Origin of the sequence: Flavimarina sp. Hel_I_48 (genome assembly GCF_000733945.1) — a bacterium.
In the GTDB taxonomy this organism is placed as follows: Bacteria; Bacteroidota; Bacteroidia; order Flavobacteriales; family Flavobacteriaceae; genus Leeuwenhoekiella.
Genome location: NZ_JPOL01000002.1, coordinates 146,563 through 167,393, shown reverse-complemented (window position 1 = coordinate 167,393; position 20,831 = coordinate 146,563). Strand labels below are relative to the sequence as shown.

Annotated in this window: 17 protein-coding genes and 1 other RNA gene; 11 read left to right on the top strand and 7 right to left on the bottom strand. The window is 41.7% G+C overall.

Annotated features, from left to right (window positions below):
- Nucleotides 1-9: 9 nt before the first annotated feature.
- Both rocD and P162_RS00995 read left to right on the top strand, forming a co-directional pair.
- Nucleotides 10-1,290 (top strand): ornithine--oxo-acid transaminase, encoded by a 1,281-nt coding sequence (gene rocD, locus P162_RS01000; RefSeq protein ID WP_031425329.1) that lies wholly within the window; start codon nucleotides 10-12, stop codon nucleotides 1,288-1,290.
- Nucleotides 1,291-1,603: 313 nt separating this feature from the next.
- Entirely contained in the window at nucleotides 1,604-4,483 is a 2,880-nt protein-coding gene (locus P162_RS00995) for a TonB-dependent receptor (RefSeq protein WP_031425328.1), read from the top strand.
- 104 nt (nucleotides 4,484-4,587) lie between these two features.
- Here P162_RS00995 and P162_RS00990 read toward each other — a convergent pair whose 3' ends face one another.
- From P162_RS00990 to P162_RS00980, 3 genes are read right to left on the bottom strand one after another with little or no spacing between them, the layout of a single operon-like run.
- Nucleotides 4,588-4,914: a CCC motif membrane protein gene (locus tag P162_RS00990; RefSeq protein WP_031425327.1), complete on the bottom strand. Its 327-nt coding sequence runs from the start codon at nucleotides 4,912-4,914 to the stop codon at nucleotides 4,588-4,590.
- Between the two features lie 3 nt (nucleotides 4,915-4,917).
- Nucleotides 4,918-5,187 carry a DUF2752 domain-containing protein gene (locus P162_RS00985; RefSeq protein ID WP_262493901.1) on the bottom strand — a complete coding sequence of 90 codons (270 nt, stop codon included), beginning with the start codon at nucleotides 5,185-5,187 and terminating at the stop codon, nucleotides 4,918-4,920.
- Between the two features lie 19 nt (nucleotides 5,188-5,206).
- Nucleotides 5,207-7,141: a T9SS type A sorting domain-containing protein gene (locus tag P162_RS00980; RefSeq protein WP_031425324.1), complete on the bottom strand. Its 1,935-nt coding sequence runs from the start codon at nucleotides 7,139-7,141 to the stop codon at nucleotides 5,207-5,209.
- 108 nt (nucleotides 7,142-7,249) lie between these two features.
- Between P162_RS00980 and P162_RS00975 the strand changes: the two genes are divergently transcribed.
- Entirely contained in the window at nucleotides 7,250-7,789 is a 540-nt protein-coding gene (locus tag P162_RS00975) for a Smr/MutS family protein (protein WP_031425322.1), read from the top strand.
- A gap of 5 nt (nucleotides 7,790-7,794) precedes the next feature.
- Here the strand turns inward: P162_RS00975 and P162_RS00970 are convergent, their stop codons facing one another.
- A complete protein-coding gene (locus tag P162_RS00970; protein ID WP_031425320.1) occupies nucleotides 7,795-8,733 on the bottom strand; it encodes a hypothetical protein in 939 nt (312 codons plus the stop codon).
- Nucleotides 8,734-8,832: 99 nt separating this feature from the next.
- On the opposite strand from P162_RS00970, the gene P162_RS00965 reads away from it, so the two are divergent.
- The 3 genes from P162_RS00965 to P162_RS00955 all read left to right on the top strand — a co-directional run bounded on the left by P162_RS00965 (nucleotide 8,833) and on the right by P162_RS00955 (nucleotide 10,937).
- On the top strand, nucleotides 8,833-9,981 hold the full coding sequence (locus P162_RS00965) for a cysteine desulfurase family protein (protein ID WP_031425318.1): 1,149 nt from the start codon (nucleotides 8,833-8,835) through the stop codon (nucleotides 9,979-9,981).
- Between the two features lie 156 nt (nucleotides 9,982-10,137).
- Complete coding sequence (locus P162_RS00960; protein WP_031425316.1) at nucleotides 10,138-10,680, top strand: hypothetical protein; 543 nt, start codon at nucleotides 10,138-10,140, stop codon at nucleotides 10,678-10,680.
- Nucleotides 10,680-10,937: an ATP-binding cassette domain-containing protein gene (locus P162_RS00955; RefSeq protein ID WP_031425315.1), complete on the top strand. Its 258-nt coding sequence runs from the start codon at nucleotides 10,680-10,682 to the stop codon at nucleotides 10,935-10,937. The genes P162_RS00960 and P162_RS00955 overlap by 1 nt, the downstream gene beginning before the upstream one ends.
- Before the next feature lie 167 nt (nucleotides 10,938-11,104).
- Here the strand turns inward: P162_RS00955 and P162_RS00950 are convergent, their stop codons facing one another.
- The gene (locus P162_RS00950; RefSeq protein ID WP_031425313.1) at nucleotides 11,105-13,570 is read right to left on the bottom strand and encodes a carboxypeptidase-like regulatory domain-containing protein; all 2,466 of its coding nucleotides are present in this window, start codon (nucleotides 13,568-13,570) and stop codon (nucleotides 11,105-11,107) included.
- A 3-nt stretch (nucleotides 13,571-13,573) separates the two neighbouring features.
- A complete protein-coding gene (locus tag P162_RS00945) occupies nucleotides 13,574-15,268 on the bottom strand; it encodes a M23 family metallopeptidase (RefSeq protein WP_031425311.1) in 1,695 nt (564 codons plus the stop codon).
- Nucleotides 15,269-15,463: 195 nt separating this feature from the next.
- Between P162_RS00945 and P162_RS00940 the strand changes: the two genes are divergently transcribed.
- The 5 genes from P162_RS00940 (at nucleotide 15,464) to P162_RS00920 (ending at nucleotide 18,983) form a co-directional block, all read left to right on the top strand.
- A complete protein-coding gene (locus tag P162_RS00940) occupies nucleotides 15,464-15,754 on the top strand; it encodes a hypothetical protein (RefSeq protein WP_031425309.1) in 291 nt (96 codons plus the stop codon).
- Nucleotides 15,755-15,761: 7 nt separating this feature from the next.
- Nucleotides 15,762-16,052: a cell division protein ZapA gene (locus P162_RS00935; protein ID WP_031425308.1), complete on the top strand. Its 291-nt coding sequence runs from the start codon at nucleotides 15,762-15,764 to the stop codon at nucleotides 16,050-16,052.
- A 57-nt stretch (nucleotides 16,053-16,109) separates the two neighbouring features.
- Nucleotides 16,110-16,218, top strand: a non-coding RNA gene (ssrS, locus tag P162_RS00930) — 6S RNA.
- A 44-nt stretch (nucleotides 16,219-16,262) separates the two neighbouring features.
- Nucleotides 16,263-17,834, top strand: coding sequence for a ribonuclease Y (rny, locus tag P162_RS00925; RefSeq protein WP_031425306.1), 1,572 nt, complete (start codon nucleotides 16,263-16,265; stop codon nucleotides 17,832-17,834).
- A 144-nt stretch (nucleotides 17,835-17,978) separates the two neighbouring features.
- Complete coding sequence (locus P162_RS00920) at nucleotides 17,979-18,983, top strand: hypothetical protein (RefSeq protein WP_241077712.1); 1,005 nt, start codon at nucleotides 17,979-17,981, stop codon at nucleotides 18,981-18,983.
- Nucleotides 18,984-18,998: 15 nt separating this feature from the next.
- Here P162_RS00920 and P162_RS00915 read toward each other — a convergent pair whose 3' ends face one another.
- Complete coding sequence (locus tag P162_RS00915) at nucleotides 18,999-20,762, bottom strand: mechanosensitive ion channel family protein (protein WP_051907715.1); 1,764 nt, start codon at nucleotides 20,760-20,762, stop codon at nucleotides 18,999-19,001.
- Nucleotides 20,763-20,831 lie beyond the last annotated feature (69 nt).

Here is a 20,831-nt window from a genome sequence, read left to right as displayed (position 1 = left end):
AATACAAGAATGAATACTCAGGAAACATTGACCTCAGAAAAGGCCATTGCGTTAGAAGATGCGCATGGAGCACATAATTATCATCCCTTACCGGTTGTTCTCAATAAAGGAAAAGGCGTGCACGTCTGGGATGTGGAAGGAAAGCGGTATTACGATTTTCTTTCGGCCTATTCTGCGGTGAACCAGGGCCATTGCCACCCGGCGATTGTGGGTGCAATGACTAAACAGGCGGAAACCCTTACACTCACTTCACGCGCTTTTCACAATGATATTCTGGGCCCCTATGAAAAATATGCCACGGAATATTTTGACTTTGACAAATTATTGCCCATGAATACGGGCGCAGAAGCCGTAGAAACAGCAATAAAGATCGCACGTAAATGGGCCTATGAGAAAAAAGGTGTACAGGAAAAAGATGCCCAAATTATTGTTTGCAAAAACAACTTTCATGGCCGTACCACAACCATTATTTCCTTTTCAAATGATGAAGGTGCGAGAAAGAATTTTGGTCCATACACTCCCGGTTTTATCAAAATAGAATATAATGATGTTGATGCTTTAGAGCGTGCGCTCAAAGAAAACAACAATATTGCAGGATTTCTGGTAGAACCCATACAGGGTGAGGCTGGGGTGTTCACACCAGCAGACGATTATATGGCCAGGGCAAAAGCACTTTGCAACGAACATAATGTGCTTTTTATGGCTGATGAAATTCAAACCGGCATTGCACGTACCGGAGCATTACTTGCCGTTTGCGGTAAATGTAGTTGTGAGGGACATTGTGAACGACAGAGCACGTACTCGCGTCCTGATATTCTAATCCTCGGTAAGGCGCTTTCTGGTGGTGCCTATCCAGTTTCTGCGGTTCTTGCAGATGATGAGGTTATGAACGTGATCAAGCCGGGGCAGCATGGTTCAACCTTTGGTGGGAATCCTGTTGCAGGTGCAGTGGCGATCGCAGCGCTAAATGTCGTGAAAGACGAGAAATTGGCTCAAAATGCCCGAAAATTAGGTGCTATTTTCCGCAAGAAAATAAATGATTATATAGGAGAGAGTACTATTGTCAACCTGGTACGTGGCCGCGGACTGCTAAATGCGATCGTGATCAATGACAGTGAGGACAGCTCTACCGCTTGGGATATTTGTGTGGCATTAAAGGACAATGGCCTTTTGGCCAAACCTACCCACGGTAACATTATCCGTTTTGCACCGCCCCTGGTTATAGATGAAGAGCAATTGAACGAATGTGTCGAAATCATACTAAAAACGCTCAAAACCTTTGAAAAATAGGTTGTTATTGAACGAAATTTGAAAAAAAAAGCGGCCAATTGGCCGTTTTTTTTTAGCTATATTCCGCACAAAATTCACAGGGTTTTGCTTAATTATATACGTATTCCTTTTAGAGTGAAAATTTTTAAAAACGCGTGGATTTTACCTCAAACATCCTTGTAAATGTCAGAGGGTATTTAAAAGAATAGCAACATTTACGGTAGTTCTAATTAGTTTTCGTTTAATTTTTGAAGTATCTTCACTATAAGAAGATAACCTTCTAGGGTGCTACACCTTGTAACGCACTCCATTCAAACCTATCAAATTCTCAACTATGATTAAAAATTACATTCTTGCAATGGTATTCACCTGTTTGTTTGCCCTATCAGGTTTTGCCCAGCAACTTCAAGTATCAGGAACGGTCACAGATGACCAGTCTACCCCGTTACCAGGCGTATCGGTTCAGGTAAGTGGTACAGATAAAGGGACCATTACAGATTTTGAGGGAAATTATTCCATCGAAGTCACTCAGGGAGTAAACCTCGTTTTCTCCTATGTGGGTTTTGAAACACAGACATTAAACGCGACTAGCGCCATTCTTAACGTGATAATGACTTCTGGAGTGGCCCTGGATCAGGTAGTATTAATTGGTACCCGAAACCCAAGCCGCACCGCGGTAAATTCTGCAGTTCCCGTAGATGTCTTAAGTGTTTCAGAAATCGCCGAAAGCTCGCCACAGATTACCGTGACCGAAATTTTGAATTACGCTGCACCTTCTTTTTCTTCTAACCCGCAGACCATATCAGATGGTACAGATCATATTGCACCTGCTTCCTTAAGAGGTTTGGGGCCAGATCAGGTATTGGTTTTGTTAAATGGTAAAAGAAGGCACAAAACGGCGCTGGTAAATACCAATGGTACTTTTGGTCGGGGCTCTGTGGGAACAGACCTTTCTGCAATTCCTACCAATGCCATAGAGCGTATTGAAATCTTACGTGACGGTGCTGCGGCACAGTACGGTTCTGACGCGATTGCCGGGGTGATCAATATTGTGCTCAAGAAAAATACAAATGAACTCGCTATTGATGTAACTACCGGGGCCAATTTTACCAGTGAGAATTATGACGATGGCGTAGATGGTGAAAAAATAAACGTGGGAGCTAATTATGGTCTGCCCATAGGTGACAAAGGTGGTTTTGTAAACTTTACCGGTAATTTCAATTTTAGGGGTGCAACCAACAGGATGCGATCTTTTGGTGCGCAAATTTTTACTGGATACAGTTCCATAGAGCGCGTAGCGTCCAATAATGGTTTTGACCTACTTTCTTTACAGACTGATGTTAATGCCATACAGAATTTTGCACAGTCGGCCGGTTTACCAGCAGATGTTCTTGCTAATGTAAACGGGGCGAATTCCATCGAGGAATTACAGGGTATCTTAAATTACGATAATACAAACACAGAGCTGGGCTTTAGAAACCTGGACAGAAGTGATTTTAATATGCGTGTGGGAAATTCTGAACTTCGCGGTGGTCAATTCTTTGGCAATCTTGAAATACCGCTGGGCGGAGAGGGTGATTTCAAGCTCTATTCTTTTGGTGGGATAGGTTTTAAAAACGGAAATGCCGCTGGTTTTTACAGACTTCCATACCAGGCTCGTAATGTAACTTCAGTATATTTAAATGGTTTTCTTCCCGAAATCAATTCAAATATAAAAGACAAAGCCGTAGCCGTGGGTATACGCGGTAAAGTAGGGGAGTGGAATGTAGATATCAGCAACAATACTGGGATCAACGAATTCACCTACCGCATAAGCAATACCTTAAATGCATCATTATTGAACAGTACGCCGCTAGAAGCTGATGCCGGTGGCTACCGTTATCAGGAAAACACCACAAATCTGGACGTGAGCCGTTTTTATGAGGATATTATGTCTGGTTTCAATATAGCTTATGGTGCAGAATATCGCGTTGAAAATTATGATATTATAGCTGGTCAGGAAGTATCCTACGCCCAGTACAATACAAATGGAAATGTACATGATCCTTCAGATCCAGAATCTGTGGTGCCCACCGACTTTTTTGGTGAAACGCGCCCTGGTGGAATACAGGTTTTTCCCGGGTTTGCACCTAAAAATGTGGTAGATGCCTACCGGACTTCCGTGGCTGGTTATTTGGATCTGGAAGCCGATTTTACCGAAACGTTCCGTTTAACGGGAGCGTTGCGTTATGAGAATTTCTCAGATTTTGGCGGAACGCTGAACTTTAAATCTTCATTCCTATGGAAGTTAAACAGTATCTTAAACTTAAGAGGATCTGTACAGTCCGGCTTTAGGGCGCCTTCCCTGCATCAGATCAACTATAATTCAACATCAACATTATTTGTGGATGGAGTTCCACAGGAAGTAGGTATTTTTTCAAACAATTCGCGCGTTGCCCGTTTGCTTAATATTGCCGAACTTAAGGAGGAAACTTCATTGGGTTATACCATAGGTTTTACGGCAAAAGTACCTGATGCCAATATGTCTTTCACCGCAGATGGTTACCTTATTGATATTGATGATCGCGTGGTACTTACGGGCCAGTTTGGTCCTAACAACAATGCGGAGCTGGAGCGTCTGTTTACACAGGCAAATGCCACGCAGGCTGCATTTTTTGTAAACTCTATAAATACACGCACTATGGGTATTGATTTTGTTGCAGATCATTCGGCCAACTTAGGTTCTGCTACACGTTTGAAGAATACACTTTCATTTACCGTATCTAAAACAAATATTGAGAATATAAATATTCCGGGGCCTGTAGTTGATGCAAATTTATCTGACACCTATTTTGACCGTACCAGTGAGATCTATTTAGAATCTGCAGTACCACGTACTAAAGGAAGTTTGACAAATACGCTTTTTGTAGGGGATAAATGGAACTTCTTTTTACGAAATACTTACTTTGGTGAGGTTGAAGAAGCAACAAATAATGTAGAACCGGATATCAACAGAATTTACGCCGGGAAAGTGGTCACAGATCTTAGTGCTAGCTATAAATTTTCAGAATCTTTGCGTTTAACTGTGGGCGCGAACAACCTTTTGGATATTTACCCTGATATGGCAGATCCCGAATTTCAATCAGATGGAAGGTTTTTATATTCAAGACGATCAACCCAGTTCGGTATAGACGGGCGTTATTTATTTGCGCGTTTAAACATTGTTTTAAAATAAAATAGATGGACCAAAAACCTTTAAAAACGGTATTTTCGGTCAAAAAATAACTTAAAAAAGCGGCCAAACGGCCGCTTTTTTAATAAATAAGAACGTTATTAATGCTATTGTTGCGCGGCCTGCATTTCTTCGGCCCAAGCTTGAACAGCTTCTACGCTTCCGAAGATTATAATGAATACAATACTGATAACTGCGGTTATTGCGGCCAGAACAAGTCCTACAATAGCGATGATCTTCGCCGTTTTTGCAGTATTGAAATTTTCATACAGGGAAGTATCTGGCTGTGCAGCTTTCAAATCTTTATTTGCCAGATAAAGCGCGATACCGGAAAGTACCAAACCTCCAAACCCAGAGGTTAAACAGCACGCGATATAGGAAATTATCCCCAGTACCAGGGAGATGGTTGTATTAGGTAATTTATGTTGTTCCATGAATTAAAAGATTGTGGTTAGTTTGATAATGTAGCTTACAATGATAGTCAAAGCGGTGGATATTGCCAAGAAACTGGTTATCATACTTGAATTACGAATCTGGAACACATAAGAAATCCCCAAAAATCCAAAAAGGAATATAAGGGGATAAATACCGGGATACATAGTAAAAGCTTCCATAAACTGACCTTTGCACAGTAGAAGTGCAGATCGTTGCAAACCACATCCCATGCAATCAAAACCTAAATAATGTTTGGTAATGCATGGGAGCATGTATTGTTCCATATTAAAATCAATTCTTGTTAGCTACCTGTATCTTTTTGGCAAATTCAATATTATCACGGGTAACCACACGTACTATATAAATTCCGTCACTCCAGTTTGCAGATGATAGGGTAACTTCCTGAGTTTCCCCTTCATTGAGTTTACCAGCAACTTGTCTTCCCGATATATCGAAAACGGCTATTTCCTTTAAGGAAACCGCCTTAGGATTTAACACGCGCAGTTGGGCGATTTTATTGTTCTGTAATACATCAAAAGAGGATTTGATCTCTTTGGCGATATCAAGTGCGGGATTATCATCTTTAAAGACAAGGGTAAAACGATCATTGTACACCCCTTTAGGCAAGCTCAGGTCATAAGTCGCATGAAGTATGTCATGATATTCATCCATTTCATTATCATAAATCCAAACACCGGGAACATCCTGATTGATACCGCTCACTTTTATACCGTAGGTGTTTGTCTTTCCACCCGCGTTAATGGCAAGTGGTAATTTAAGATCAGCATCGTAAGGGAGCACATTGATACAATAAGGGATAGTACTTTCAGGCAAATGATAACTGATATCGGTATCTAGGAAAGAAATATTTTCCCCATCGGCACCATTATCCAACCCTAAGGTTGCACTCTCAGAGAAGGCCGCGACAAGTTCGCGCATGTATGTATCATTTATAGAAACCATTAGACGTACTTGAGGCATGCTATAATTATCCTCTGGCGCTTCATTTTTGACCTCGTCAAGCGATTTGTTATCGATCCTTTCTGCTTTTTTGAATGTTGAGGTTGCAGCGTTCTCCTTTTTAAAAACACGGAACTCGTTATGGGCCTCTACAAAATCTGTACCTGAAAGAGCAGCATTTCCTACTACAAAAAAGCCCTGTCCTACCGGTGCATATCGCCGTCCAGGGATATCGCCACTGGGGCCACCACTGGATTCCACTGGATTGCCATCACGGTCGTATTTGCTGAATGTTGCACGGGTATAAATACCTGATCCCTCCGCGCAATCTACTGGGGAGTAGGTCGCATAACCGCCCTGATAGTCTACAAGATAATGTGATTGTGTATTGGGGTCTGACTCCCAGAAATAAGCGATTCCCGTTATTTTTTCACCTACGGCAGTTGGTGTAGCTCCAGGTTTACAGGCGCTTACATCAGCACCAGAATTGGATAGCAGGTAGAAATTAAGGTCCATTGCAGAAGGATATGGATTGCCTACAAGTGTATTTTGATCTGCCGCCACGGCTACTTTAATGGTTCCATTATTGGGACGTCCCCTAAAATCATAAATTTGGTTTGTTCCCGTGCCTCCTCCTACACCTTTCATGGTAAAACCTTCACCGGGATTGAGATCTCCTGTTTCTTTGATCTGGTTCCAGTTAGAATATTCGGTTCCCATAGTATATTTATTAAGCCAGTAACTTGAAATAAATACGGAATTATTTGAATTAGAGGCAATACCGTTGTAATTAGGGGCCGGAAGAAAACCGGCAGGATTACTTTCTAATGCATCAGTTACAGAGAAAATCCCACCTCCCTTGGCAGAAGCCGTTTGTGTTGAGGCCAGGTTTAACATGGTGTTTCCTGAGGCAGCGGCATTCAGGCTTCCATCAAGAGGGTCACTTATGGGAGATGTCCAGAAATGATAATCCCATTGATTTACTATACCTTCCTGATAAACTGAGACAATTCCTTTTCCAGAGTTGTTATTAGTATCATCACCCTGTATAAGCTGGCCTTCATCGCGTAGATAAATATTGCCAGACTCGTCTGCTGCAGAACCATCTAGCAAACTGATATCTTGTTGTACATATAAAATTTCTCCTTTATTATAGATGTACACATTGTCAGTACTACCAGAAGTGTTATTTTTCTGGATATGTAATTGAGCGCTTGCGATAACCGGTAAAAAGAAAAATAATAATTTGGGGTAAATATTTTTCATGATAATTAATTGAATTGAGGTGTAAAAATAGGAATTTATTTCTTAGTGTAGCTAATTTAGAGGTATTTACCTCGATTATTGGTCACAATTTATAGATAATATGTATATATGGTATTTAAAAAAGGTCAAAAAGTAAGTTTTATAGATGATGCAGTTTCTGGTGTGGTCCTGGCAATTGGTCCTGATTTGATAACAATCGAGACAGAAGATGGTTTTACACTGCAGGCAGAACCTAAAGAATTGATCGTTGAAGGTAACCTGAATGAGTTAGATCTGGATGATGCGCTTATTTCAGAAATCAAAAGGGAAGAAGAACAACGTTCACAACCTGGGAAAATCCCTACCAAAAGATCAAAAACCGTCCCGCCCATGGAAGTTGATCTGCATGCACATCAGCTTACAGATAATGAAAAAGGAATGTCAAAACATGCAATTTTGAACCTTCAGCTGGACACGGCACGCGGCCAACTCGAATTTGCGATACGCAAAGGCATTCAAAAAATTGTATTTATACACGGAGTAGGGGAAGGCGTCTTACGTATGGAACTGGAGACCCTTTTATCTCGTTATGAAGTGAAATTTTATGATGCTGATTATAAAAAATACGGTCTGGGTGCAACAGAAGTTTATATTTTTCAGAATCAGTAATATTTCTATTCTTGGCTAAACACCGGTGTTACCGTAATATTTTGATTCTCTGCGTTGAATGTCTCGTACAAAAGCTCTTCCCTACGTATGATTTCATCAGTAGCCGTATTTCTGAAAACTAGATCGTTAAGCACAATAGTAACACGTATGTCTGTAAGGCTGTAAGAATGTACGATGTACTCATTCACATCGTAGTCAGTGAAATAATCAGGATTTAAATAATCTGGTTCAGATACAGCTGGATCTGATCGATCATTATTTGGATTCAGGTCCATATCCTTATCTTCATCGCGCGTATCTGTTTTATCACCATCATCGTCAGGATCCATAAAATCTGGGATTCCGTCTTTATCTGTATCGTCACAAGCCAGCATATCGAAATTGCCATCAGCGTCAAGGGCTATACCTTCACTTTTTGTAGGTATATTATCACCATCATCGTCAAAGTCGTATTCATTGGGAATTCCATCACCATCTATATCCTCATTGCCCAGACCGCGTTCCACTTCTGACGGCACGCCGTCATCATCCATACGTATACCGGTAACAGTGATCAACGCCGTACCTTCCCCACTAATATATTCTTCATTGACTATAGGGCTTGCGGGGGGTATGGCGCTGCAAAAATAATCCTCTGTGACTTCCGCATTAAATATCCTATAGTTTACTTTGGCCGTAGTGCCGTTAAATTTGATTTCATAAGGCTTGCCATCAGTTGTTTTGCTTAAAATGGGTTCGCTGGTAATAAATTCTAAAACAAGCGCTTCCTGTGTGTCTGGGTTAATTTTTGAAAACACGTATTTAATATTCTCTGGCTGATTGACCTGTGCGGTCCTGCAAAGATTAATATCCAATCCTTCAAAATCAAAGTTGGTAACAATAACATCCCCATCATTACATGAGACAAAGGCAAATAGTACAAAAATGAGGAAATAACGCAGCATACTTGAGGTTTTAAGAGCAAAAATAAAGCTTTGCAGTTAACTAACGTCTTTGCGCGATAATAATTATATTCTAAGTAATTTTGCATCAAATTAAAACGTATGGAATCTGTATATTTTGACAATGCAGCAACTACTGCGATACGACCAGAAGTCCTGGATGCTATGGTAGAGGTAATGCGGGGTATTCCCGGCAACCCTTCATCCACGCATGCGTATGGCCGCAAAGCGAAAAGCCTTATAGAAAATGCTCGCAAAAACATTGCTCAGCATTTAAACGTTTCGGCTGGCGAACTCGTATTTACTTCTGGTGGTACAGAAGCAGACAACCTGATCATCAATTCTGTTGTACGTGATCTGGGCGTACGTCATATTATCACAAGTGCGATTGAACATCATGCGGTGGTTCATGTGGTTGAACAGCTTCAAAAAGTATACGATATTAAAGTATCACACGTCAATATTAAGTCCTGCGGAAGCATAGATCTGGAACATCTGGAACAATTACTATCGGAATCCAATGAAAAGACGCTCGTTAGCCTTATGCACATCAATAATGAGATAGGCAGTATGCTGGATGTTGATAAAGTGTGCAATTTATGTAAAGCACATAAAGCTCTTTTTCATAGTGATATGGTACAAAGTGTGGGACATTTTGACCTTGACCTCAAGGAAACGCCCATAGATTTTGTTGCTGCGAGTGCCCATAAATTTCATGGTCCCAAAGGTGTGGGTTTTGCTTTTATACGCAAAAACAGCGGGTTGCGTCCACTTATTTTTGGTGGGGGACAGGAGCGTGGGAGTCGCGCCGGTACAGAAGGTGTGCACAATATCGTGGGCATGGATAAAGCCTTACAGATTTCCTGCGAAAAGATGCAAGAAGAGCGTGCGAAAATTGAAGGCCTGAAAACCTATTTTATTGAGCAACTACAAAAAGAAATTCCACAGGTAAAGTTTAATGGTAAATGTGCCGATTTTAAGGAAAGTACCTATACGCTTATCAACGTGTGTTTGCCCATACCGGCTGATAAAGCGCTCATGACGTTGTTTCAACTGGATCTTAAGGGTATCGCCTGCTCAAAAGGTAGTGCCTGCCAGAGTGGTAGCGATCAGGGTAGCCACGTACTCAATGCCTTTCTTAGTGAAGAGGATAAACAAAAACCTTCGGTTAGATTTTCTTTTTCACACGAAAATACCAGGGAAGAAGTAGATTTTACGGTTGGTATTTTGAAGCAATTTATCACAAAATAGCTCTAAAAGTACCAGTTTATCGCATTTTTAGTGCATTATTGGCTTTTATAGGCGGTTTTTTAACCGCCTATTTTTTGTTATTTACTTCATTATACTACATTTGACTAGCACAAATGGATAATAGTTTTGAACCTCCACCCTGCTATTACAGATAAAATGATTCAGCATAACGCCCTCCCTAAACAACCGCGCCGATTTGTTTCCTATTGGAATGTTGGGAAGTTGCTGTACGGTGCCCTCGTGCTTTTTATAATAGAAACTTTTTTTTATTATCAAGCATTTTCCGCGGCGCTTCATGAAGACAAATTGCCTTGGAAACTCTTCTGGTCGTCGTGCCTCTTATTTTCTTTTTCCCATATATTTTTGGTAGTCATGGATAGTTGGTCGCGTTTTCAGGATTACAAGCGCATTAAGGATTATTTATACCTTCACGGTTTTGACCCCAGGATTTTATCGCCCTACCGTGGGAGCAAGTGCCAGCGCATGTCTCTCATTACTGCAGCACGAGAACTGGGAATGGAAAAGGAGGTGCAGCGCTATTTTCATAAATTGGGTATCAGGTGGTTTCATTTTATACCGGTTTTTATGATCAATGATCCATTTTTTATCACCAAAAAATACTTCTGGTCACGTACGTTTATGGAAAAACACTACAAGCCCAAAATTGACTACAGGCAACTTAACACCATTTCGGTTTAATGTTGCGCGCAGCAGGGCTGGTCAAAAGCTATTCCAGTAAAAAAATATTTGACCGTGTCGCTATCGCGTTGAAACCGGGAACAATCAGCGGACTCCTGGGACACAATGGCGCTGGCAAATCCACACTTTTTAAAATACTTTGTGGACTGGTTACGGCAGATGCGGGTGAAATTATTCTCAATAATGGGAAGCGACACTGTCATCAATCGACAAAAAATGAGGAAAACAGACACGAAATCGGGCAAAATCCTGCTTAAAATCGACAATTATTCCATTAAATTAAGAGAATAGGAACTCTTGGTTTACTGTATTTTGAAGTAGCATACTGTTTAAAAAAGTACATCTTTAGGCAGAAATCATCACTAATCAGGGAGTTTTTAGATACTTTAATGACATTTACTAAAATCCCGAGATATTATTTCCTTTAAAATTTCGCGTTTACGCGAACATTAAAAACCCGTGGTGTAAGATAATTGGGAATTGCATATTGTTGCTTGCTTGCCGCGTCCCGCACAAACGTATTTGTAATACTGTTTTGCCTGTCAAAAATATTATAGATCTCAAAGCCTGCGCTCAGGTCTTTAAAAATATGGAGCCAGTGTCCTTTGGGATATTGTTTTTGAGCATCGGTAAATACATAGCTAAAACCTGCATCTGCCCTAAAGTAAAAGGGTAACCGCGTCTGATAAGCATAGGGATCTGCATAACTGGGCGAACCCCCGGGCAGACCGGTTTGATAAACGGCGTTTAAGTACAGGCGCAAACTGGGAATATTCGGCACATAATCCTGAAAAAGCGCCCCTATTTTAAGCCTTTGATCCGTAGGACGGGCGATATAGCTGCGGTTTTCGATATTTTCTTCGGTTTTGAGTATTCCCAGGCTCAACCAACTATCAGTACCGGGAACAAATTCCCCGGCAAGGCGAAGATCGAGTCCGTAGGCGTAGGCTTCTGCGTTGTTTCTTGCGCGGTATCGTATGCGCACATTCTCCAGGGTGTAAGGATTTACATCATCCAGTTTCTTGTAATAGGCTTCGGTAACTAACGTAAACGGCCGTTCCCAAAGTTTAAAACTCCAGTCGTTTCCGGCAACTATGTGAATGGATTGTTGCGCTTTTACTGCCGGACGCACCTGACCTAATGAATCCCGGAGTTCGCGATAAAACGGCGGCTGGTAATAATAACCTCCAGAAAGCCTGAAAACCATGTCCTCATCCCAATCTGGCTTAATGCTGAACTGCGCCCGTGGGCTCACAACCGTCTGCGTGTTTGATGCAATCCCGTCACCGCTCACCGTCCAGTTTTGTGCTCTTACACCTACATTGTACCAGGCCTTATGCGATCCCAGCAAAAGGCGCTTACTGTATTGCGCGTAGCCCGAAATGCGATCTATCTGCACATCATTTGTCGCGCGCACATTTGTAAAAGGTACCAGCGGTGCATTGAAGGGAGCATACGGCTGATCATTGATAAATTCAGGTAAGGGAGGGCGGATGGAAAAACCGGCAGAATCTATGATTTCATATTCCTGCAAACGATCCCTAAAGTCTTCGTGCGTGTATTTAATGCCCGCATCAATCTGCCCTTCATTGATTTTTAAGGTTAGTTTTTCCTTTACATTTATGATGATCGCATCCAGGTTGTTTCGCGCATGGGTGAGTTGGGCGCCTATCCCTTCCGTAAATTCCACTTCGCCAATATTCTCATCACCAATGGAAGAATTTGGGGTTCCCAAACCATATTCGGCAAAAATATCATAATATTCCTGCTCTTTTGTATGGTATGCAGAAGCGATGGTCTGCAAGCTGAGGTTCTCATTAGGTTTATAGGTTCCTTTCAAGGCGCCAAAATATGTCTCGTACTGATCTTCTTCCTGGCCTTCATAATTAATGACCAGCGCGATGGGATCTGTAAGGGTCCCAAAATTTGTCTGGCGTGCAAAAGGCTGGTAATCGTAACTGTTTATCGCAATATTCCCAAGAAAGTCAACCGCAAATTTATCTGAAAAAGTATAGGTTAGATAGGTCTGAAGGTCATAAAAACGCGGCTGGAAATTGGTTTCTGTCTGTTTTGCATCAACCAGCAGGCTGTTGTCCCGGTAACGGGCACCCAGCAGCGCGGTGAACTTACCGTCGTCTGCAACGCCTTCTGCGGAAAGGCTTACGCCCAGCAAACTCAAATCTACCGAAGCGCCAAAAGCAACTGGACGGCGATAGGTAATATCCAACACAGATGACAATTTATCTCCATATTTTGCCTGAAAACCACCCGCACTAAAATCCACATCCCGTACCAAAGCGCTATTCACAAAACTCAAACCCTCCTGTTGGCCAGAGCGGATTAAAAATGGCCTGTAAACCTCAATGCCGTTTACATAGACCAGGTTCTCATCATAATTACCGCCGCGCACGGCATACTGCGTGCTCAATTCATTATTGGAACTTACCCCGGGCAAGGTGGCCAGCAGGTTTTCCACGCCGGGATTGGCGCCGGGAATATTGCGTATGGTTTCTGGGGAAAGGGAAACTATGCCCTCCACGCGATCCCGATTTGTGGAGGAGATCACCACTTCGTCAATTTGTTCTACAGTTGTACGGAATACGGGATTAAACTCAAAAATCTCGTCCGTTTTTAATGAAAAAGTCAATGTTTTTGCCTGAAAACCCACATGACTGAACGTAATTTGAATTTCGCGTTCCGCAGGGATATTCAGGGTGAAAAACCCGTTGATATTGCTCTGGGTACCGCCGCCATCGTAGCTAATGTTAACATCATTGAGTACGTTATTTTCCGCGTCAAGCGCGACTCCGCGTAAGGTTGCCTCTTGTGACCAAGAAGGGGAGGCGAACAGGGAAATGAAAAAAAGGATATAATAAAATGATGTTTTCAAAAGCTATTTTTTTCTGAAAAAAGTGGTGGTAAATGTAGTGCTGTTTCCCACATTATCTGTCACGATAAGTTTAAGGTTGTTTTCGGTTTCCGAGATAATGTTATCTGAAAAATGATAGGTGAGCAGATCGTCTTTGTACTCATATTCCATCAGGATAAACTTGCCATTGATCGTGGCCCTGAAATCTTTTATACCAGTTTCCTCGTCTGTAATTTTGAACTGAAGCACATCATAGGTAGACATCCATTTTCCTTCCGCGACATCTACCGGTACTATTTTAGGAGGTGTATCGTCTATCCCCACCGTATAATCCGTAAGTGTTTTAGTACGCGCAATAAGCGTGGTGCCATCCAGATAAGCACCGGTGTAGTACAACTTGTCATTATAGCCCACAGAACCTATGTAGAGATGCTCCCTGTCTTCTGCGGAATATCCTGATGCATCGTAGCGAATACTTATGTTTTTTGCCACTGGTATCAGGTCCTCGCCAAGGTGGAGTTTGTTGTTCTCTTCACTGAGATCCAGGTAGTGCTCATCAAAAAATGCCCCTTTCGGAAAATAGACTTCGTATTTGCCCAGGTTAAAATTCTGCGATTCGTTTGGATTTACATAAAAACCGGTCTTTTTCACCTCCCGTGGAGCCAATATTTCCTGTTTTTTGACACTTATAGGAACTAAAACAGAGGTTTTATTCCCCTTAAAATCAGAAATCATAATGTTATAAACATAGGAAACTCCGTCATTTTTTAGGTCAATAATGCCTTTATTGGTCTGCTGGGTAAAAATACTTAACGGATTATTCGGTTCAATAAACAATTTTTGAACCCGTTTCCTATCGGTTTCATAATATGCATAATCAATCATGCGCTTGACAAAGCCAGTTTCGGCAAACGAAAATTTGTCCATACGTACCTCCAGGTTTTTGTTGCCATTGAAGGAAGTCTCAATTGTATAGATTCCATTTTTGTTAGGTGCCCCATCTTGCTGATCTACCGTTGCAATCCCAAAACCAATGGGGCCAAAAGCTTCAATTTTCTCGCTTATAAAACTGCCATCGGGCTGTTTGGTAAGACTCAGGTTCTGCCGGTACTGGGACTGGTTTACCTGGCTGCTGTCGCCCAGGGGATAAACCATAAGCTCAGAAACGATAGGATCACTCGTGTCTGGTACCTCAATGCCAAAAAGCATCCCGTTCATGGGGCGCTGGCTGGCATCCCGAATCTCAAAGTGCAAATGCGGGGCGGTGCTTCCACCCGTATTTCCACTGTACGCGATCAGTTCCCCTTGCTCCACTTGAAGTTCGCCAGGTTTAGGATAAAGTTCTATGGCATAGGTTTCCTGCGCATACTGTTGCCCTTTTACATAGGCTTCAATGCTGGGCGAAAAACTTGATAAATGGGCGTAAACACTTGTATACCCATTAGGATGCTGCACATAGATCGCCTTACCATAACCGTAGCGCTGAATTTTTATTCGGCTAACCGAACCACCGGCGCTGGCATTTACCGCAAGTCCCTCCCGGTGCTGTGTTTTTATATCCATGCCACTGTGAAAATGACCGCCACGCAGTTCACCAAAGTCACCGGCCAGGATAATAGGGATATCCAACGGATTCTTAAAATAAGTAGTAGGTATGTTGTCCTGGGCGTAACCTGAAAGGCTCGCTGCCAGAACAAAGGCAAAAAATATCGTTCTCATTATGGGCGAATATAACTATTTTTAAAAGCAAAACGATGCGATTGTGGTTTGCGTATATTAAGAAGTTGGTTTCTAGCGTACAAGTAGTCAGGAATTGGTTTTCCTTTGCATTAGCTAAAATTAAGTGCGATTGTATTGGGATATTCTTAGCCGAATGTTAACTTTGTCTGACCAAGTATTGAGAATTTGCCTTAGATGAGTAAACTTTTAGACCGCATTGATTCCCTGCAAAGTGGCTTGAATAAGTTGGTAAAACAACATCAGGCATTACGACGGGAGCATAAGGTCTTATTGCAGGAAAATGAAAAGTTGAAATTAGAGCGGTCAAAATTTTTAGGCCGTCTTGAAGATATAGACTCAAGGTACAGTGCACTCAAAGCGGCAAATGCAATGCTGGGCAGTAAGACGTTCAAGAAGGAAACAAAGCTTAAGATAAATTCGCTCATCAGAGAGATCGATTTATGTATTGCGCATATAGCAGATTAAGGATTTTATGGCAGACATGCTTAAAATAAAGGTTTCTATTGCAGACAGGGTATACCCTTTAAATATAAATCCTGCACAGGAGGAAGGGTTGCGCAAAGCGGCAAAAGAAATTGAGGTTATGATCAAAAAGTTTGAGCAGAGCTATGCGGTTCGCGACAAACAGGATGTGCTTGCCATGTGTGCCCTGCAGTTTGCCTCTAAGGCGCTGAAGCAGGATATGGCTGATGCACAGGATCATGAACAGGCTATAAAGCAACTTGAGTATTTAGAGCTTATGCTCTCAGAACAGTTATCCTGACGTTCATAGACATAAAACGAAATTAATTACTGCCTACATTGGTTATTTTTTTGGTAAACTCAACACATATTCTTTAAGAAGGGTAAGTTCGGGTTGTTAAAGCAAGCCGTCTTTGAACGGAAGCTTGATCAGTCCATTAGCCCTATGATTATCTTTAAAGGAGTTTATTCAAATCCCGACCGATGTAGGCTTTTTTTATACATATACTTCATGGAAACCAATTTTTACATACTCTTGTTCATCGTCGCGGTAATCGCGCTATTTATAGGATTTCTAATCGCTAAATTACTGGAGCGCAACAATGCTTCCCAAATGGTCACAAAAGCACGGGAAGAAGCACAGGGTATCATAAAAGAGGCCAATAAAGAAGGGGAATCGATTAAGAAAGATAAAATACTTCAGGCCAAGGAAAAATTCATAGAACTTAAGTCTGAACATGAGAAGGTAATTGTATCCCGTGATAAAAAAGTCACAGAAGCCGAAAAACGCGTACGGGATAAAGAATCACAGTTGGGCAGTGATATTGCCAAAAACAAAAAAACCACAAAGGAATACGAAGACAAGCTTAAAGATTACACTACAAGGGTAGAGTATCTTGAAAAACGTAAAGTTGATATTGACAAATTGCACCAGAGCAAGGTGCAACAATTAGAAGTTATCTCAGGTTTACCTGTGGAGGAAGCGAAGCAGCAGCTCATGGAATCTTTAAAAGACCAGGCACGCACAGATGCCATGGCTTTTATTCAAAATTCTATGGAAGAGGCAAAAATGACCGCGGAACAGGAAGCCAAAAAAATAATCATCAATACCATTCAACGTATAGGTACAGAAGAAGCAGTTGAAAACTGCGTTTCGGTATTTAACCTGGAAAGCGATGATGTAAAAGGCAGGATCATAGGCCGGGAAGGACGTAACATCCGAGCGATCGAAGCTGCTACCGGTGTAGAAATTATTGTTGATGACACCCCAGAGGCTATTATACTTTCCTGTTTTGATAGTGTGCGCCGCGAAGTGGCCCGTTTATCACTACACAAACTCGTTACAGATGGCCGTATCCACCCTGCACGGATTGAAGAAGTGGTTCAAAAAACAACAAAACAGATAGAACAGGAGATCGTTGAGGTAGGTAAGCGTACCGTAATTGATCTTGGTATTCACGGCCTGCACCCAGAATTGATCAAAGCGGTAGGGCGTATGAAGTACCGTTCTTCTTATGGCCAGAATTTATTACAGCACAGTAGGGAAGTGGCTAAATTGTGTTCGGTAATGGCTGCGGAACTTGGTGTGAACCCAAAACTTGCGAAACGCGCTGGTCTGCTCCATGATATTGGTAAAGTGCCAGAAACCGAGACCGAAATGCCACACGCACTCCTGGGAATGGAATGGGCCGAGAAAAATGGTGAAAAACCAGAGGTTTGCAACGCGATTGGTGCCCACCACGACGAGATCGAGATGAAAACTTTATTGGCTCCCATTGTACAGGTTTGTGATGCCATTAGCGGCGCCCGGCCAGGAGCTAGAAGGCAAGTGCTGGATTCTTACATACAGCGACTTAAGGATCTGGAGGATATCGCATTTGGTTTTCAGGGCGTTAAGAAAGCGTATGCCATTCAGGCGGGTAGGGAACTTCGTGTAATCGTGGAGAGTGAAAAAGTAAATGACGATAGAGCTTCCACACTTTCTTTTGAAATCTCTCAAAAAATCCAAACTGATATGACCTATCCAGGTCAGGTTAAAGTCACTGTAATCAGGGAAACACGCGCTATAAACATTGCTAAATAGCAAATAAATAGCCTTTTTTGTCAATTTATTGACTAAAAACCGACATACGAATGAATTAAACTAAAACCCGCTATTAAGCGGGTTTTTTTATCGTTTACAGTAAATTTGCCACCTAGATTCAACTTTAGTAAAATGCTTATATCTTTGAAGAATACTTCCCTTTTTAGTCTATTAATCAGTACTTTTTTCCTTTTAATGCCCGCCTTATCCCAGGCTCAGATCAATAGTGACGACAGCGGTTTTAAGGATTATTATCCTATTGCAAAACGTCCTTATCTATCTGGCGGTATAGGAAACAATCCTTATGAAAATATTGTTTTTGATGCTAAACCAGTCGTTTATTATGGCATCTACAATGATATTCGGGAGGCATTGAGCAAGGATACGATTACCCCAGGAGATGCGATTTATATAAGCATACAACCACAACTGCGGCTTTATAACGAGAATTCAAAACCAGTCAAAACCCCAAGTTATAGGGCTTTTTTAGGTTGGCAGCGCATCCTGAGCACACGAAACAACAACTTTTTTACGGCCGCTTTTGAAACCGGGCATTATTCTAATGGGCAGACCGGTGCTGCTTTTTCTACCGAATTTGAAGAAAGTACAGACGGTGGCAATGCGGCCTATAACAATATTAATGACAATACGAACCTTTCAAAAATCTTAAACAGGGACTCTGGTAATTTTTCTACCAATTTGAGCCGTTTCAGCCTTAATTACAGGATCAACCAGTTTGATAGTATTGATAAGCCCACGCGCATTCACGCGTTTACCCTGACCTATCAATTATATCATAATAAGTTTATGGGGCTGTTTGACTTTGGTGGATTTAACCCTAATGATATCAATATTTATGGGCGGTCGCAAGTAGAGATGATCTATGGGTATACAGGCTATTTAAAAAAAATGCGCTACTCATTGGAACAGGAAGTGTATTTGCGCTTTGGATCACATCCCTCTGTAGATTTTTACCGTTCCGAAAGCCGGGGGATCATCTATCCCTGGGACAATGATTTTGGTTTTTTTACTGAATTTTCTTTCGGTTTTGACGATTATAATTACCGTTTTGTGGATAGTTTTCCGCGGTTGTCCGTGGGCGTAACCTGGGACTGGTTCTCACCTTTTGTAACCAAGAGCAAAAAATAATCGCAGGACGCCATTTTAGGCCTCAGAAGAGCCATTTTTTGCTGGTTTTGGGTTGTTTTCAAGTTTTATACGCTCTTTTGAGAGGTAGTTGCCATCTTCCAGTTGGGTAATATATTGTACTAAAGCTTCCCGTAATTCACAGTGCAGGTCCCAGGCTTCCTGAGGGTTTTTTGCACTGCATAGCGCGCGTAGTTTGATTGCTTTATCTGTCATATCAACCACCTGCAGTGTAGGCTCTTTTTCTTCATCCCATTTTTCAGATTGCTTAAGCAATTCTTCAAATTTTGAGCGCAGCTTGCTCACATCAATTTTATAATCTGCCCACAATTCGATAGGACGTACCTGATTAGGACTCGTCATGGACCAGTTTTCAAAAGTTTCGGAAATTACCCTTTTTAAAGGAATTACAAGACGCCGCAAATCCCAGGTGCGCACGACCATATAGGTAAAGCGAATATCTTCAACGTACCCCCAGTCTTCATCTATAATTACCACGTCTCCTATACGAGCGGGACGAGTAACCGCAATCTGTATCCCGGCAACGATGTTGCCCAGGGTACTTTGTGCGGCAACACCCAGAATGACCGTAGCAAGTCCTGCAGACGCAAGAAGGGAAACGCCCAATTTTTCTAGCGATCTAAACTGCGATAAAATCACAGAGGCGGCAAAAATGATAACTATAAAGGTAACAACCCGTCGTGCTACCGAAATATAGGTGAGTTTCATGCGCGCTTCAGAATTCTCTTCAGGACTAACATCACCTATTTTATTTTCGGCAACATATACCATAAATGAATTGATGAAGCGCATTATAAAAAATGCGATCGTACTTACAACAACCACAAGCAAAATTGCATAGAGCCACCTGGCGAACGGTCCGCCAAAGGAAATGAGCTCATTCAATAGTATGTAAAAAACGAGTACGCCAATAGCGATACCAGCTGGTTTGGCCAATTTCTTGGCGATGGTACGCATCCATTCCTGTCCTGATTTCATAAACAGCTTGCGCACCAAAATCATACTTAGTTTCCCGATGATATAACAAATTCCCAAAAGAATAATCATCCCAACGAATTTCCAAATGGGCATTCCCCAGAATTTTAGCCGGGCCCAGTTGGGCATCATACGATCTAGTTTTCTGGGTCCGTAGATGGCATAAAGTGCGTCAATATTTTCTACGGTATCAGGTGCAATGGTCCAGAACGCACCAAAATCCTTATATTTTACACGTTGAAGTCTTAGAACGGCATCCCTTCCGTCAAGGTTCATTTCACCAAAAACGATACTGCGTCTGGCTTTTCCAGCAATCGCCTTATTGGTCGATGTGCTAAAATCAGTCTGTCCGTCTGCCCGGTCTGATAGCGCGCCCCAGTCAATCTGTATGCGCTGATTAATCACAAAATATAGTTTTTGAGCGAGTATTGCCGCATCCTCCCTGGTAATGTTATCAGGATATAAATTTAAATTCAGTACCTGTGCGGCCGCTTCAAAATCCTTATTGCGGCAACTGATCACAAAATGCTCCAGTGCTGCCTGCGGGGTTTGCAGATTAATATCGTTATCCGGTAAGCCAATACTCTTGTTGAGCCTATTTACAACATAATAAGGATCGTTATATTCCTCTATGGGATTCTCCCTATACACTCCACCCTCTGTACTTATAGAGTCTTTTGAAGGAAGCTTCTGTGACGTACTGTCCTGTGTAAACTGTGCAAAAAGGGAAGGATTGAACTGGATTAGAATTAGGTAAAACAGTAATAAAGAGTATTTTTTTAGCATACTGACACTGTATTATGTTCTTAATAAAAAGTACTGCAATTTAAAAATCTTATAAAATACTTGTGCTAA

Excerpts from the sequence above, each read along its gene's own strand:
- P162_RS00945 (WP_031425311.1), bottom strand. The coding sequence starts at position 15,268 with ATGAGAACGATATTTTTTGCCTTTGTTCTGGCAGCGAGCCTTTCAGGT.
- P162_RS00985 (WP_262493901.1), bottom strand. The coding sequence starts at position 5,187 with ATGCTCCCATGCATTACCAAACATTATTTAGGTTTTGATTGCATGGGA.
- P162_RS00960 (WP_031425316.1), top strand. The coding sequence starts at position 10,138 with ATGATTCAGCATAACGCCCTCCCTAAACAACCGCGCCGATTTGTTTCC.
- P162_RS00975 (WP_031425322.1), top strand. The coding sequence starts at position 7,250 with ATGGTATTTAAAAAAGGTCAAAAAGTAAGTTTTATAGATGATGCAGTT.
- P162_RS00980 (WP_031425324.1), bottom strand. The coding sequence starts at position 7,141 with ATGAAAAATATTTACCCCAAATTATTATTTTTCTTTTTACCGGTTATC.
- P162_RS00915 (WP_051907715.1), bottom strand. The coding sequence starts at position 20,762 with ATGCTAAAAAAATACTCTTTATTACTGTTTTACCTAATTCTAATCCAG.
- P162_RS00990 (WP_031425327.1), bottom strand. The coding sequence starts at position 4,914 with ATGGAACAACATAAATTACCTAATACAACCATCTCCCTGGTACTGGGG.
- P162_RS00935 (WP_031425308.1), top strand. The coding sequence starts at position 15,762 with ATGGCAGACATGCTTAAAATAAAGGTTTCTATTGCAGACAGGGTATAC.
- P162_RS00970 (WP_031425320.1), bottom strand. The coding sequence starts at position 8,733 with ATGCTGCGTTATTTCCTCATTTTTGTACTATTTGCCTTTGTCTCATGT.
- P162_RS00965 (WP_031425318.1), top strand. The coding sequence starts at position 8,833 with ATGGAATCTGTATATTTTGACAATGCAGCAACTACTGCGATACGACCA.
- P162_RS00940 (WP_031425309.1), top strand. The coding sequence starts at position 15,464 with ATGAGTAAACTTTTAGACCGCATTGATTCCCTGCAAAGTGGCTTGAAT.
- rocD (WP_031425329.1), top strand. The coding sequence starts at position 10 with ATGAATACTCAGGAAACATTGACCTCAGAAAAGGCCATTGCGTTAGAA.
- P162_RS00995 (WP_031425328.1), top strand. The coding sequence starts at position 1,604 with ATGATTAAAAATTACATTCTTGCAATGGTATTCACCTGTTTGTTTGCC.
- P162_RS00955 (WP_031425315.1), top strand. The coding sequence starts at position 10,680 with ATGTTGCGCGCAGCAGGGCTGGTCAAAAGCTATTCCAGTAAAAAAATA.
- rny (WP_031425306.1), top strand. The coding sequence starts at position 16,263 with ATGGAAACCAATTTTTACATACTCTTGTTCATCGTCGCGGTAATCGCG.